Annotated in this window: 15 protein-coding genes; 2 read left to right on the top strand and 13 right to left on the bottom strand. The window is 45.5% G+C overall.

What is annotated here, in order from left to right:
- Positions 1 to 20: 20 nt before the first annotated feature.
- From yfaE to DFP81_RS07865, 4 genes are all read right to left on the bottom strand, one after another.
- Positions 21 to 317: a class I ribonucleotide reductase maintenance protein YfaE gene (yfaE, locus tag DFP81_RS07880; RefSeq protein ID WP_115897227.1), complete on the bottom strand. Its 297-nt coding sequence runs from the start codon at positions 315 to 317 to the stop codon at positions 21 to 23.
- Complete coding sequence (gene nrdB / locus DFP81_RS07875; RefSeq protein WP_115897226.1) at positions 301 to 1434, bottom strand: class Ia ribonucleoside-diphosphate reductase subunit beta; 1134 nt, start codon at positions 1432 to 1434, stop codon at positions 301 to 303. The genes yfaE and nrdB overlap by 17 nt, the downstream gene beginning before the upstream one ends.
- A gap of 178 nt (positions 1435 to 1612) precedes the next feature.
- Complete coding sequence (gene nrdA / locus DFP81_RS07870) at positions 1613 to 3877, bottom strand: class 1a ribonucleoside-diphosphate reductase subunit alpha (RefSeq protein ID WP_115897225.1); 2265 nt, start codon at positions 3875 to 3877, stop codon at positions 1613 to 1615.
- A gap of 308 nt (positions 3878 to 4185) precedes the next feature.
- Positions 4186 to 4905 carry a heparan-alpha-glucosaminide N-acetyltransferase gene (locus DFP81_RS07865; protein WP_115897224.1) on the bottom strand — a complete coding sequence of 240 codons (720 nt, stop codon included), beginning with the start codon at positions 4903 to 4905 and terminating at the stop codon, positions 4186 to 4188.
- Positions 4906 to 4922: 17 nt separating this feature from the next.
- Between DFP81_RS07865 and DFP81_RS07860 the strand changes: the two genes are divergently transcribed.
- Entirely contained in the window at positions 4923 to 5486 is a 564-nt protein-coding gene (locus DFP81_RS07860) for an alpha-ketoglutarate-dependent dioxygenase AlkB family protein (protein ID WP_115897327.1), read from the top strand.
- An 18-nt stretch (positions 5487 to 5504) separates the two neighbouring features.
- Here DFP81_RS07860 and pdxH read toward each other — a convergent pair whose 3' ends face one another.
- The 4 genes from pdxH to DFP81_RS07840 are packed head-to-tail and all read right to left on the bottom strand — an operon-like array spanning position 5505 to position 9490.
- Positions 5505 to 6146, bottom strand: coding sequence for a pyridoxamine 5'-phosphate oxidase (gene pdxH, locus DFP81_RS07855; RefSeq protein WP_115897223.1), 642 nt, complete (start codon positions 6144 to 6146; stop codon positions 5505 to 5507).
- Between the two features lie 2 nt (positions 6147 to 6148).
- Positions 6149 to 6781: a 2-polyprenyl-3-methyl-6-methoxy-1,4-benzoquinone monooxygenase gene (coq7, locus tag DFP81_RS07850; RefSeq protein WP_115897222.1), complete on the bottom strand. Its 633-nt coding sequence runs from the start codon at positions 6779 to 6781 to the stop codon at positions 6149 to 6151.
- A gap of 14 nt (positions 6782 to 6795) precedes the next feature.
- Entirely contained in the window at positions 6796 to 7137 is a 342-nt protein-coding gene (locus DFP81_RS07845; RefSeq protein WP_115897221.1) for a histidine triad nucleotide-binding protein, read from the bottom strand.
- Positions 7138 to 7180: 43 nt separating this feature from the next.
- Positions 7181 to 9490, bottom strand: coding sequence for a 7TMR-DISM family protein (locus tag DFP81_RS07840; protein WP_115897220.1), 2310 nt, complete (start codon positions 9488 to 9490; stop codon positions 7181 to 7183).
- A 58-nt stretch (positions 9491 to 9548) separates the two neighbouring features.
- On the opposite strand from DFP81_RS07840, the gene DFP81_RS07835 reads away from it, so the two are divergent.
- The gene (locus DFP81_RS07835; protein WP_115897219.1) at positions 9549 to 9806 is read left to right on the top strand and encodes a hypothetical protein; all 258 of its coding nucleotides are present in this window, start codon (positions 9549 to 9551) and stop codon (positions 9804 to 9806) included.
- Positions 9807 to 9900: 94 nt separating this feature from the next.
- On the opposite strand, the gene DFP81_RS07830 is transcribed toward DFP81_RS07835, so the two are convergent.
- The 5 genes from DFP81_RS07830 to dusB all read right to left on the bottom strand — a co-directional run bounded on the left by DFP81_RS07830 (position 9901) and on the right by dusB (position 14790).
- Positions 9901 to 10266 (bottom strand): TauD/TfdA family dioxygenase, encoded by a 366-nt coding sequence (locus tag DFP81_RS07830; RefSeq protein WP_115897218.1) that lies wholly within the window; start codon positions 10264 to 10266, stop codon positions 9901 to 9903.
- 97 nt (positions 10267 to 10363) lie between these two features.
- Entirely contained in the window at positions 10364 to 11650 is a 1287-nt protein-coding gene (purD, locus tag DFP81_RS07825; RefSeq protein WP_115897217.1) for a phosphoribosylamine--glycine ligase, read from the bottom strand.
- A gap of 111 nt (positions 11651 to 11761) precedes the next feature.
- Positions 11762 to 13339 carry a bifunctional phosphoribosylaminoimidazolecarboxamide formyltransferase/IMP cyclohydrolase gene (gene purH / locus DFP81_RS07820; RefSeq protein WP_115897216.1) on the bottom strand — a complete coding sequence of 526 codons (1578 nt, stop codon included), beginning with the start codon at positions 13337 to 13339 and terminating at the stop codon, positions 11762 to 11764.
- Positions 13340 to 13422: 83 nt separating this feature from the next.
- Positions 13423 to 13731, bottom strand: coding sequence for a DNA-binding transcriptional regulator Fis (gene fis, locus DFP81_RS07815; RefSeq protein ID WP_243712003.1), 309 nt, complete (start codon positions 13729 to 13731; stop codon positions 13423 to 13425).
- A 69-nt stretch (positions 13732 to 13800) separates the two neighbouring features.
- Entirely contained in the window at positions 13801 to 14790 is a 990-nt protein-coding gene (gene dusB / locus DFP81_RS07810) for a tRNA dihydrouridine synthase DusB (protein ID WP_115897215.1), read from the bottom strand.
- Positions 14791 to 14825 lie beyond the last annotated feature (35 nt).

Raw genomic sequence — 14825 nt, 5'->3', positions numbered from 1 at the left:
TCCGAGCTTAGATGCCGTGGTTAGTCGTGAAAAAAAGCAATCTCAATGTCGCTTTTTACAATCGCACAACAAGCGAGCATATAGCCACTGTGGACCCAAGCTAGGGGTTCAAATGGGTATTCCACTTGTCCCCATAAAAGCTTGATAGAGCAAGAAGAGCAGTAACCTTCGCGGCACTGGTATTCTATGTGTATTCCTGCTCTTTCAAGCTGTGGGAGCAAGGGCTCGTCTTCAGTGACAAGAAATTGCTTTTTCCCCAGTAAGACGCGGTGAACTTGGTCTTTAGACGGCGTACCTTGTTTAGAGGTCGAAGTCATCGAAGTCTGAATCGTCTAAGTTATTGTCTGTTTGACCTACCAAATAAGAGCTGATTTCCGCTTCTTGTGGAGCAACCTGAACGTTGTCACTGACTAACCAAGCATTGATCCAAGGGATTGGGTTGTGCTTAGTGCCGAAGTAGGCTTCTAGACCAACCGCTTGCATGCGTACATTGGTGATGTATTCTACATATTGACCCAAAATTTGTGCGTTCAAACCAATCATTGAACCGTCTTTGAATAGGTAGCTTGCCCATTCTTTTTCTTGCTCAGCGGCTTCAATAAAGATGTTGCGCACTTCTTCTTGGCATTGTTCAGCAATCACGGCCATTTCTGGATCGTCTCTGCCTGATGCCATTAGGTTGAGCATGTGCTGGGTGCCAGTTAAGTGAAGGGCTTCATCACGGGCGATCAGCTTGATGATCTTGGCGTTACCTTCCATTAGTGTGCGTTCCGCAAAGGCGAAGCTACAAGCGAAGCTGACGTAAAAACGAATGGCTTCCAATACGTTAACAGACGCAATGGTCAGATAAAGGGCCTTTTTAAGGGCTGGCATAGAAATCTCAACACTGCCTTTGCCTGGGACATTATGCGTGCCCATGCCCAATGTGTTGTATAAGCTGACCATTTCAATTAAACGATCGTAGTAGACGGACACACTGTCGGCGCGCTTAGTGATCTCGGAGTTCACGGTAATGTCGTCAAAGATAACGGTTGGGTCGTTGACGATATTACGAATAATATGAGTGTATGAGCGGCTATGAATGGTCTCACTAAAGGACCAGGTTTCGATCCATGTTTCTAGTTCTGGAAGCGAGACAATCGGTAATAGTGCCACATTAGGAGAACGGCCTTGCACACTGTCGAGTAAGGTCTGGTATTTCAGGTTGCTTAAAAAGATGTGCTGTTCATGCTCGGCCAGCTGTTGGAAATCTTTGCGATCGCTAGAAAGATCCACTTCTTCTGGGCGCCAGAAGAAAGACAATTGCTTTTCAATTAGCTTTTCAAAAATAGGGTGTTTTTGCTGGTCGTAGCGAGCAACATTGACATTTTCACCAAAGAACATAGGTTCTTTCATACTATCGAATTGCTTGCGGTTAAAAGTCGAATAACTCATTGCTCAGGGGATTCCTTAAATTCATCAGGCCATTCTAAAAAGAAAAACCTTAGAGAGTGATTAATTTTCTGTTTCGCTTTACACAACTAAGCCCCATCCTAGGATGGGGCTTGTGTCTGTGTTATTTAAACCCGGTTAGCCGGTTAGTAACACAGGGCCTGTATAACAAATTTCAGACCTAAATCTTACAAGCACCGCCAGCGCAATCATCAATGTCATCTTGCTGATCGTCCGCACCATCACGAGTGTTATGGTAATACAATGTTTTCACACCCAGTTTGTAAGCGGTTAGAAGGTCTTTTAGGATCACCTTCATTGGTACTTTTTGAGACTCAAACTTCTGTGGATCGTAGTTTGTGTTTGCTGAAATCGCTTGGTCGACAAATTTCTGCATAATGCCCACAAGCTGCAAGTAACCGTCGTTTGAAGGGATGGTCCATAGTAGCTCATATTGCTCTTTTAGGCGATCAAACTCAGGCACAACTTGCTTAAGAATACCGTCTTTACTGGCTTTCACAGAAACAAAACCACGTGGCGGCTCAATGCCATTGGTTGCGTTACTGATCTGAGACGAGGTTTCAGAAGGCATCAGTGCGGTTAGGGTTGAGTTACGTAAGCCATGTTCTACTATGTCAGTACGCAATGCTTCCCAGTCATAGTAAAGCTCTGGTGAAACTATGTTATCGATTTCTTTTTTGTAAGAGTCGATTGGCAAGATGCCTTTTGCATAAGTCGTTTCGTTGAAGGCCAAACATGGACCAAATTCTTTCGCTAACTTGTTCGATGCTTTAAGTAGGTAGTACTGAATCGCTTCGAATGTTTTATGGGTTAGCTCGTTGGCACTGCCATCTGAGTAACGTACGCCATTTTTCGCAAGGTAGTAAGCGTAGTTGATAACACCCACACCCAAGGTACGGCGTAGTTCAGTGGCGCGTTGGGCCGCTGGAATTGGGTAATTTTGGTAATCCAACAAAGCGTCTAGTGCGCGAACGATCAATTCAGACAGCTCTTCTAGCTCGTCTAGGTTTTCTAAAGCACCTAGGTTAAAGGCAGACAAGGTACAAAGGGCGATTTCGCCTTCTGGATCGTCGATGCGGTTTAGTGGCTTAGTAGGAAGTGCAATCTCTAGACACAAGTTGCTTTGCTTAACCGGTGCAACGGCAGGGTCAAACGGACTGTGTGTATTACAATGGTCGACGTTCTGTAGGTAAATACGACCTGTGCTAGCACGCTCAGAAGCAAATAGAGTAAACAACTCAGATGCTTTAATGGTTTGCTTACGAATGGTGTCGTCTTGCTCATATTTAAGGTACAGACGATCAAACTCTTCTTGGTCAGCAAAAAAAGCATCGTAAAGGCCTGGTACGTCAGAAGGGCTGAACAACGTAATGTTGCCACCTTTGATCAAACGCTGGTACATCAGGCGGTTAAACTGCACACCGTAATCTAAGTGACGAACGCGGTTTTCTTCAACACCACGGTTGTTTTTCAACACCAGAAGACTTTCTATTTCTAAATGCCAAATTGGGTAGAAAACAGTCGCTGCACCACCTCGAACACCGCCTTGTGAACAGCTTTTTACAGCTGTCTGGAAGTGTTTGTAGAACGGAATACAACCTGTGTGGAATGCTTCACCACCACGGATTGGGCTGCCCAAGGCACGGATTGCTCCGGCATTAACGCCGATGCCTGCGCGTTGGCTAACGTATTTCACAATGGCACTAGAAGTGGCATTGATAGAATCTAGAGAGTCACCACATTCGATCAATACACAGCTGCTGAACTGACGTGTTGGAGTACGAATGCCAGACATGATTGGTGTCGGTAGGGAAATCTTGAACTTAGATACGGCATCGTAAAAACGCTTGATCAATTGCAAACGTTCATTCTTGTCATAGCCGGCAAACAAGCAAGCTGCCACCAAAATATAGATGAACTGTGGGCTTTCGTAGATCTGACCTGTCACACGGTTTTGAACTAGGTATTTACCTTCTAGTTGTTTAACGGCCGCATAAGAGAAGTTCATATCACGAGAGTGATCAATAAAACTGTTTAACTGCTCGAAGTCTTCTTTTGAGTAATCTTTTAATAGATTTTCGTCGTAACGCTTTTGCTCAACAAGGTTTTGCACATGATCATAAAGATGCGGTGGCTCAAAATCACCAAATGCCTTTTTACGCAAATGGAAGATCGCAAGACGCGCTGCAAGGTATTGATAATCTGGGGTGTTTTCCGAGATTAGATCCGCCGCTGACTTGATCAATGTTTCATGAATATCAGTTGTTCGAATCCCTTCAAAGAACTGAATTTGGGCTTTTAATTCGACTTGGGAAACGGAGACATTGTCTAGGCCATCTGCGGCCCATGTGATGACTTTATGAATCTTCTCAAGATTGATGTTTTCGGTCTTCCCGTTACGCTTAGTAACTGTGAGAGTGCTCATGCCTTAACTTCCCATTAGTGCATTAAGTGGTTTAAGAGGTGTTTACTCTATCTAGTGTTGGTGTGGCTGTCTTAACACTATATATAGTGTTTATGTAACCTGACAGTGCGAACAATAGTGCTCTTTTTTTTAAAAATCAAGACTTGAAAAATCGTCAAACTTGAGAGTTATTTGTATCTGTAAGTGCCTACTAACTAGATTCCCCATAAGAAGCGGAAACTTGGTGGGAGGCAATATAAGAATGGCTTTTTTTAACTATTTTTACGAAAAAGAATAAGCCTTTTTTCTTGCCCAAACATCGAGCAAGGTTAACTGCTTAGCACTATTTTGGTGAAGGCAACTAAGGCAAATAAAATAACTTGATGCACTAGGTAGATAGGCAAAGCAAAGCGTCCCATTATGCTGAGAAGTCGGCTGAGAAAATGATTGGGAAGAGGGCATTGGTGCCAATTTAGATAGCCTAACAAAGGTCCGATGAGAACCACGCCAATCCAAGGTAGAGGAAACAAAATATCCAATGTTTGATGGGGTAAATTTAACTGGTGTACGATACTAGGAAAGAGATTAGGGAAGTGTAGCCAAGTCGTTTCGCTGTGAATCACTAAGATAGCGCTACCGATTAGGCTGCTAATAATAGGATAGCGACTTAGGGGGCGCACTAAGAAAGTCGCAAGGAAAATAAAGTGCAAAATACCAAAAAATATCCAATGATCCGGCAGGGCAAGATAAGTACCAAGCGAAATGAGCGTCGCCGCCAGTAACACTTTTATATCGCGTTGCCATATGACAAGCCTGAGGGATCGGCGGTTAGACAGGTAAGTAGACCAGCCTACGGCGGTGAGAAATAAGGTAACAATGAGGCGTCTAAAGTCGACCCAAAAAGGGTCTGAAAATGAGAACGAGATAAATCCAAAGTTGCCTAGATCCCAACAAAAATGAAAGATCATCATCAGCAATACAGCCAACCCTCGATAGGCATCAAGGAATAAACTACGTGAAACCGTTAACGCATCAGAATGAGCTGACATGGGAGTCCAAAGTAAATGTGGCTAAGCGAAGCAGGCCATCATACCGATACTCAATTTCGAGCTCAAGTACTCCAAAGCGACTGTCTTATCTGAAAGAACGGCTAGTGTGGGAGCAAGAGAAGCTACTGATGTATGGCCGTGAAGTCAGTGTACCGCGACGGGTTGCCTTTTTGGGGGATGCTGGTCTTTGTTACCATTATTCGGGCAAAGACCATTATGCGCATGGTTGGCCTGATTGGCTGTTGTCTACTAAGCAAGAAGCTGAGTCATTATCAGGTCAAGCGTTTAATTGTGTGTTATTAAATTGGTACCAAGATGGTAGCGATTACATGGGGTGGCATTCTGATAGTGAGCCAGTATTGGGGCCAGCTCCTGTGGTTGCTATGTTGAGTTTAGGGGCGCAAAGGGAGTTTCTATTTCGCTTGAAAGGCAACCATAAAATAAAGTGGCAGTTAAGCTTAGAAGATGAAAGTTGGCTAGTGATGGCCGCATCCACTCAGGCCCTGTGGCAGCATAGTTTGCCAAAAAGAAAGAAAGTACAAGAGGAGCGAATTAGCTTAACGTTTCGGCTCCTCTTATGATAATGGGCTGGTTTCCGCTTAGGGGGCTTTGCGCTCTAGCGTCCACTGATCATCTTTTTTGGTGAAGCAGAGTCGGTCGTGAAGTCGGCTAGGGCGACCTTGCCAAAATTCAATAAAAGTCGGCTTCAATGTGTAGCCGCCCCAATTGTCAGGGCACGAGACTTTCTGATCCGCAAAGGCGTTTTCTTCTGCTTTGAAGGCTTTTTGCAGCTCATCTCGGTTGCGGATTACAGCACTTTGTTTTGAGGTGCGAGCCGCTAATTGGCTACCGCGAGGGCGACTGGAGAAATACGTTTCTGATACCTCGCGAGGCACTTTCTCGACTTCGCCTTCAATACGAACTTGTCGCGACAAAGTAGGCCAAAAGAAGGTCAAACAGGCTTTGTTATTGTGCGCCAGTTGTTGGCCTTTGGCGCTGTCGTAGTTGGTATAAAAGGTAAAGCCTGATTCATTATGCTCTTTGAGTAAAACCACACGGGTGTGAGGTTGGCCTTGTGCGTCGACTGTGCTGATCATCATGGCCGTTGGGTCATCGACGCCTTCGTCAATCGCAAACGCAAGCCATTGGTCAAAGAAAGCTGACGGGTTATCGCCAACGCTGTCTTCGAGCAGATCTTCAAATTGATAATCGCGCCTAATTGCGTGTAGATCACGGTTCATAATCAAATCCTATAAGTAGAGGTCGTCATGACTTTTGAAACCTGTGTCATGATGGCCATAATCGGTTGTGGAAAAACATAACCGCCAGACGCTAATGCTGCTTGCTTGTGTTTGGCCTCATCAAGACGCATTTGTGTCAGAATGGCTTTACTCTTGGCGTCCTGCTGAGGCAAAGCATCCATGTGTTTGTCTAAGTGAACGCAGACTTGGTCTTCTGTCGCTGCCACAAAACCAAGACTTAACCTATCGCTGATCAATCCCGCGCTGGCACCTATTGTAAAAGACGCGCCGTAAAATAATGGATTTAAGATACTGGGGCGGCTGCCTAGCTCATACAGGCGTTGTTCACACCAGACTAAGTGATCCACTTCTTCTTCTGCAGCGTGCTCCATCTCTTCTCTGACTGCGTCTAATTTCGCCGTGCTGGCTTGGCCTGCGTAAAGCGCTTGCGCACAGACTTCGCCGGTGTGATTAATGCGCATCAGTCCTATCGAATGCTTACGCTCGGCGTCGTTTAATGGTGTGTCTTCGAGATTGTTTGCCGGCGATGTCCGTTGAGCACTGGCAGCATGAGGTATGAGGGTCTGCAGGGCCCGATCAAATTGCAATACGGCTTTATCTAGAAAAGAAAACATCTAATCTCCTGTCATTAACCTGGTGGCCAGGTCATAGCGCGACCACCTAGTACATGCATGTGAATGTGATACACAGTTTGGCCACCCATTTCATTGCAATTCATGGTGACACGATAGCCTGCGTCGCTGATGCCTTTTTGTTTAGCAACTTTGGCGGCAACGATAGGGAGTTTACCCACGATTGGTGCGTCGGCATCCGTCAGATCGTTCAACGTACTAATATGACGTTTTGGAATGACTAAAAAGTGCGTTGGCGCTTGCGGCATTATGTCTTCAAAGGCAATGACATCATCGTCCTGGTACAAAATAGTGGCCGGTATCTCGCCTTTGACTAATTTACAAAATAGACAATCCATAATATTCCCTTTGATTTCATTGTTTAAGGCGTTAGGTGTTTTTTCAAGTGTCTGTTCGCAAAGGCTTGATGCGGGGCAATAAAGTGGTTCTTAAGCGCTCACCTTTACGAGTTAGGCGTAATAATTGCTGTAGCAGCTCCGCTTCCAATGCACTGCAAGGAATGAGCTCATCAAAGCCAATGGTTTTTGCGTAATCGCGGGACATTTTAACATTATTTGTGATCAGTAAGCATTGGTCTTCCGGTCTCATGAGAGGACGGATTTTTTGACAGCTAATATGGGGTATATGTCCGCCGTTATCAAACAGCACAATCACACTGCCGTTACGTCGTGTTTCTGGCTTGTCTAAGAAGGACAGTAGCTCATCAAGCAAAGAGAAGTGTTCAATGCTGTAGGGCTGTGCTTGTAAAATATTAAAGGCTTGTTGTAAGTCTGCGTCGTGCTGTCCAAATAACACTAGGTCATAATAAACATCTTCTTTCTGTTCTAGGTTCATTTGGCGCACGTGTGCATGAATAGGGATGTTGATGGTTAATGCGCGAGCTTGCTCATGAAATGTGGTCTTGGTGGTGGCATTTAGCTGTTCTACCAACAACATAATATAGCTCATTCCTAGATCAACGGAACTGTCGTGGGGGGATACCCTTGTTGGTAACGGATAGCAGCGCAGCTCAAGAGCGGTGATGCCTTCGCGCTCTAGGTCTTGCCGTGTAATTTCCAAGGTTAAGGTTTGATCCGTATAGTACTTAAACTCTAACAGCATGGCTTCAATGAGGCGTTGAATGAGCTCAGCGTTGTGCAATAGTTCAACATGGTTAGCATTTTTTACTATGATGTCGATGCTGGCGTTATCTTGATCAAGCTGTTGGAAGCTGTTGTACGCGTCATCAATGATGTTGTTTAGAAAAACCGGCAAAGACTGCTCTGTTGCTAGCGAATTATCATAGTTTTGTTCTGCATTAATATAATAGTCGAGGCGCTCCGCTAAATTCTGTAAGTTATTATTGGCAACTTGGCCATTGTGTACCAGAGGTTTATTTCTTTCGTTTGTGATGTTTCTTTCGATTTGCGCAAAGCTGCCGTCGATTACATTAAGTTGTCGGCGTAGACGGCTTGATAGGTCAGATAATAGATCAAGCAGCTTAGTTTGGGAGTGGCGGGTTAACCTAACATGATGCCTGAGCAGAGGGTTCAACTGAGCGATCATGCCGGTAAAGTGAATCATGGCTTCGATAATGATCGCAATAGTGAGTCCCCATTCGTAAATGCTGGGATTGGGGAGCACGCCATAGGCAGACATAATCCAGATGGAATACCCCAACAGCAAGACAACGCGAGCGATTAAATAATATCCAGAGAATGGGCTGTGTTTTAGAAAAGCATAGACTGCCAGTGCGGTGAGAAAAAATAGCGTAGAAAATGTCATTAAAGACAAAAAGAAAATATTGATGAGCTGTGGCTCAATGGTAAATATTGCTGTGCCTATTGCATTGATTACTCCCAAAGCGATCATGGCTTTATCTATATTGGGAAAATAGGACTTAGTGTCTAAATAGAGGCGAGAGAAAAAAGTAATAGCGACGCCGCAAGACAATGCTGCAAAGTTGTAAATCCGTTCTTGAATACCTATCCGATCGGGAAAAAACTGCGATAGCTGTCCATGCAATGCCAGGTGCAACAGGGCGATACCGAGCAATAGCAGACTATACAGAATGTACATCGGGTGTGAGCTTTTGAGGTAGAAAAACAGGTTGCTCACGAACAATACCAGCAGAATCCCCATCAAGAGCCCGGTAAACGAGAAATCCTTTTGTGAGTCAAGGGACATCTGAGACAGGGTTTTTAGATGAATCCTAGCATTAATGGGTAAATGAGATGACAGCTTGATATAGACAGTAAATATCGGTGGTGTGGCGTTGGGCATAGGAAACAAGTAGTTGGGGTGCTCAACGAGGCGGCTACTATAGGGGCGTGCTTCGCCAAGCCGTGCTTGGGCCTGGCTGCCATACAAGTTAGGAATGTAAATGTTGAGGTATTCTAGGCGTGGGGCGCTTACCTCAAGCAATACAGGTTCGTTTTTTGTGATCCTAATGGCTACTTCAGTACGTAACCAGATATTACCTTTGACTAAACCAAGTTGTAAAAAGCGATCATTGACAGGCAAAAACTGTGACGTATAGGCTTCTGACGCAATGTTATCTATGGTCAGTTCGCCCGTTTCGTCGATAATGTATTGTGCACTTTTTGATACGTCAAAATCGCTGTGATTATCGTCTATCAAAGCAATATTGTTAGCAGCCCAAGAAAAATTGGTTGCACATAATAAAAAGAGTAGAATAAGTCGTGAAAACAAAAAGCTAGCCCAGCCTATTTGAAGTAAGGCTAGTATTATTAACTAGATAGGGGATGAAATGCTATATCCAATTTTAGTGGAGTATTATGTTTGGTTTGGCTTAGCGCTATTGTGCCTTACTTGGTTCACTCGCCAACATACACCAACAGCACGATCCCGCTTCATGTACGGCTATAGCTTGATCATGGTTCTTGGCTTTTTACTGGCATTGGATTGGGTGGCAGGTGTGATCTTTGGTTTGATTGTGTTGGAGGTTGGACGCACATTTAAGCAATGGTTGAACAAGAAAGAACAGCAAATACAAAAGCCAGACTAACAGACTTAAACGTCTTATTTGATGACCTCACTTAGCAAAACGACCGCGGCTAAACGAGCGGTCGTTTTGTATCTGAAGCACATGTCTGGTTAGATTATTTGAACGAGATAGACGCTAAGATACGACGCTCACCTTGAAACGGTTGGCGGGCATGCAATACGGTGTGGTTATTGATCCACAATACATCCCCAGCTTGCCAAGGGAAGTTAACGCAGCTGTTATTCATTTCTTGGATGAGCTTATTTAAAACCTGGTCGTTCATCGGCTCGCCATCCGCTGTTGATACGGCGGATTTACCTTGGTTGCGAGCGTCATTCCAGCCGGTATAAACCGCGCTAATGGAATTAAAGAATACCTTTTGTTGGGTTTCCTCATCATAACGAATGGCGGGTAAGGCTTTCGTTTCAGTTTTCAAGTTGCCATCTTCTAGCCATTCCCATGACATACCGGCTTCGCGCATTTTCTCTTCAGCTTGCTCGTTATGGATAAGGTAATAGATAGAAAAAAGGCCTCATCTAGAGGCCTTTTTAATGCTTGTTTGTCAGCAGAACTGGGTATTACTTTTGCTCGCGAGCAATGGCACGGTGGCCAATGTCGGTGCGGAAGTAAACTTTATCCCATGACAAGGTTTTAACCACTTCGTAAGCACCAGCTTGCGCATCAGCTACTGTGTCGCCAAGAGAGACAGCGCACAATACGCGACCTCCGTTGGTTACCACTTTGCCATCTTGTAAAGCAGTACCCGCTTGGAAGACTTTTTGGTGTGTTGGTAGCTGTGTGTCTAAACCAGAGATGACATCCCCTTTAGGGTAGCTTGCAGGGTAACCGCCGGCGGCTAAAACAACGCCTAAGCTTGCTCGTGGATCCCAGTCGGCTTCTACGCTGTCCAGTTGACCATTGACCGCAGCTAAACACATTTTCGCCAAATCAGAGCGCAAGCGCATCATGATAGGTTGTGTTTCAGGGTCACCAAAGCGGCAGTTGTATTCCAGTGTTTTTGGTGTGCCATCGGCGGCCACCATGACACCAGCGTACAAGAAACCGCGGTAGCGATTGCCTTCTGCGTTCATGCCTTTAACTGTTGGCATGATGACTTCGTTCATGATGCGATCGTGAATCTCAGGGGTGACCACAGGAGCAGGGGAGTAGGCACCCATGCCGCCAGTGTTCGGGCCTAGATCACCATTGTCGCGCGCTTTATGGTCTTGGCTGGTTGCCATAGGCAATACGGTTTCGCCATCCACCATACAAATAAAGCTGGCTTCTTCACCCGTTAGAAATTCTTCGATAACAACGCGGCTGCCCGCATCGCCAAACGAGTTGCCTTGCAACATGTCTTCAACTGCAGCGATGGCTTCTGCTTCTGTTTCTGCCAAGATAACGCCTTTGCCTGCGGCAAGGCCGTCGGCTTTAACCACAATTGGCGCGCCTTGCTGCTTGATGTAAGCGACAGCTGGTTCGATCTCGGTGAAGTTGCCGTAAGCCGCCGTTGGGATATTGTGGCGAGCTAAGAAATCTTTGGTGAAAGCTTTAGAGCCTTCAAGTTGCGCTGCAGCGGCTGTTGGGCCGAAGATAGCTAAACCCTCTTTCTCAAAGGCATCTACGACACCGATAACCAAAGGTGCTTCTGGACCAACGATGGTCAGATCGATGCTTTCTTGTTTAGCAAATGCCACAAGGTCAGCAATGTCGGTCACGCCAATATTAACGTTTTCGACTTTATTTTCTGCGGCTGAACCTGCGTTACCAGGCGCAACAAAGACTTTTTCAACGTCGTTGGATTCTGCGGTTTTCCATGCCAATGCATGTTCACGGCCGCCGTTACCAATAATCAGAACTTTCATTCTTATATCCTTTCTAATATAAGCCAGTGGGTGACTCCACTGGCAAATCGCTAAATAGTGACACTGCTAGAGTGACGGCTGTTTAGTGGTACGTTTTTAAACGTGACCGGATTAGTGGCGGAAGTGGCGCATGCCAGTGAAGACCATTGCCATGCCAGCTTCGTCTGCTGCTGCGATGACTTCTGCATCACGCATAGAGCCACCTGGTTGAATTACTGCGGTAATGCCTGCTTGCGCCGCCGCATCAATACCATCGCGGAATGGGAAGAACGCATCAGAGGCCATTACAGAGCCAACCACTTCTAGGTTCTCATCCGCGGCTTTAATACCAGCGATTTTGGCGCTGTAAACGCGGCTCATTTGGCCTGCGCCCACACCGATAGTTTGCTCAGCTTTAGCATAAACAATGGCATTAGACTTAACAAACTTAGCCACTTTCCATGCGAACAATAGGTCATTCAATTCCGCTTCACTTGGCTGGCGTTTTGATACCACTTTAAGGTCATCTAAAGTGATGGCGCCGTCGTCACGGTCTTGAACCAATAGACCACCGTTTACGCGTTTGTAATCTAGCGCAGCAGGTTTGTCAGCTGACCATTGGCCACATTCTAGCAAGCGTACGTTTTGCTTAGTTGCAACGATATCGGCTGCTGCTTGGCTGACGCTTGGGGCAATGATGACTTCAACGAATTGACGATCGACAATGGCTTGCGCTGTGTCGGCGTCTAATTCTTGGTTAAAGGCGATGATGCCACCAAAGGCAGACGTTGGGTCAGTTTGGAAAGCAAGGTCGTAAGCCGCCAGTTGATTGTCAGCTGTTGCCACGCCACAAGGGTTAGCGTGCTTAACGATAACGCAGGCTGGCTTGTCGAAGCTTTTAACGCATTCTAGAGCGGCATCTGTATCGGCGATGTTGTTGTAAGACAAGGCTTTACCTTGAATCTGTTTCGCTGTGCTGATGGACGCTTCTTTTGGATTCGCTTCTACATAGAACGCCGCTTTTTGATGTGGGTTCTCGCCGTAGCGCATTTCTTCTTGCTTGTTGAACTGCAAGTTAAAGGTACGAGCGAAATCTTCACTGCCACCGGCGACTTTTTTGCCTAGGAAGTTAGCAATTGCGCCATCGTAATGAGATGTGTGTTCAAACGCTTGTACCGCAAGATCAAAGCGTTGTTCGTAGGTTAGGCCACCGTCTGTTTTTAATGACGCCAGTAGAGCATCGTAGCTTGCTGGAGAAACAACAATCGCTACGTCTTTATGGTTTTTCGCTGCAGAGCGAACCATAGTTGGGCCACCGATGTCGATGTTTTCAATGGCCATTGGTAGATCGCAGTCAGGACGTTCGATGGTCGCTTCGAATGGGTATAGGTTTACTACTACCATGTCGATTTCGTCGATGCCGTGTTCTTTCATGATCGCGCCGTCGATGTCACGACGACCAAGAATGCCGCCATGCACTTTTGGGTGCAAGGTCTTCACACGGCCATCCATCATTTCTGGGAAGCCGGTGTAATCAGATACTTCGGTCGCTGCTACTTGATTATCAAGTAGTAAGCGGTAAGTACCACCAGTAGAAAGAATTTCGACGCCCTGTGCAGTCAGTTCGCGTGCGAATTCGACAATGCCTGTTTTGTCGGAAACGCTGATTAGAGCTCGTTTGATTGGAGTAACAGTAGTGTGATTTGCCATTGTGGTTCTCGCAATTGATTAACGCTAAATAAACAAGGGGAAGGTAAAACGAAAAAAGGGCGAAATCGCCCTTTTCTCAATGGTTAAAGCATGCCGTACTGCTTTAACTTTTTGCGCAACGTGCCTCGGTTTAAGCCAAGGATAGTTGACGCCTTTGTCTGATTGTCTTTTGTGTAGCTCATGACAGACTCTAGCAGAGGTGCCTCAACCTCGGCTAAGACCAACTGATACAAGTCAGTCACAGGTTGCCCATCCAAGTGAGCGAAATAGTTTTGCAGTGCTTTTTCAACATTGTCACGAAGAGTTTGTGACTGCTCTGAAGAAGCAGCTTGAAACGTTTGAGTATGAGTTTGTTCTACCACAGAATAACCTTCTAGTTTAAAGCTAACCATTTAGTAATAGTCATTGAGCATAGACCACGGCAGATAATATATCAGTCGCGCCTATGAAATCTTTGTCTATTAAGTACAAGGTTCGTTTGTCATATGACAAACAAAAAATTCGTTCAATTGATCGAGCTGTTCTTGCGTATTATCAATACGGTTAAATAGGCTACGAAATTGTGTTTTGTCCGCCAACGTTTGCAGGTACCAGCCAACGTGTTTGCGTGCAATGCGCACACCTAGGTAATCACCATAAAATTGGTGAAGAGCCTTAACATGACTGATCACTAACTGTTGCACTTCTAGAAGAGAAGGAGGTGCTAACAGCTCATTGGTTTGTAAATAGTGGTTTATTTCCCGAAAAATCCATGGTCGTCCTTGTGCGGCTCGACCAATCATCACGCCATCTGCTTTGGTGTAATCCATAACAGCTTTGGCGCTCTTAGCGTCCTTGATATCGCCATTAGCAAACACTGGAATAGTGAGTTGCTGTTTAATGCTGGCGATGGTGTCATATTCGACTTGGCCTTTAAATTTGCATTCACGAGTTCTTCCGTGAACGGCTAACGCTTTAATGCCAATGTCTTCTGCCATCTTGGCAATGGTAACACCGTTTTTCTGGTCTAAACTCCATCCTGTTCGGATTTTCAATGTAACAGGAACCGACACACTATTTACTACCGATTCTAGTATTTCTCGAACCAACACTTCGTCTTTTAACAGGGCTGAGCCTGCCGCTTTATTGCATACTTTTTTTGCTGGGCAGCCCATATTGATATCAATGATTTGCGCGCCAAGCTCAACGTTTTGTTGAGCCGCTTCTGCCATCATTTGTGGGTCACCACCAGCAATTTGTACGGATCTCGGAGAGACTTCGGCATCGTGAATTAAACGATGGCGACTCTTGGTTGAGTTCCATAGACGAACGTCGGACGTTACCATTTCTGAGACGACCAAACCGGCACCTTGATCATGGCAAAGACGGCGAAAAGGCAAATCTGTTACACCTGCCATAGGGGCAAGAATAACGGGTTTGTCAACGCAATATGAGCCAATAGCAAATGCCATGTTGTTCCTGAATACTGAATCGGATGTTAAAGATC

Origin of the sequence: Marinomonas pollencensis, assembly GCF_003387375.1 — a bacterium.
Classification (GTDB): Bacteria; Pseudomonadota; Gammaproteobacteria; order Pseudomonadales; family Marinomonadaceae; genus Marinomonas; species Marinomonas pollencensis.
The sequence above is the reverse complement of the archived record's forward strand: the minus strand, read 5'-3'. Positions and strand labels throughout refer to the sequence as shown.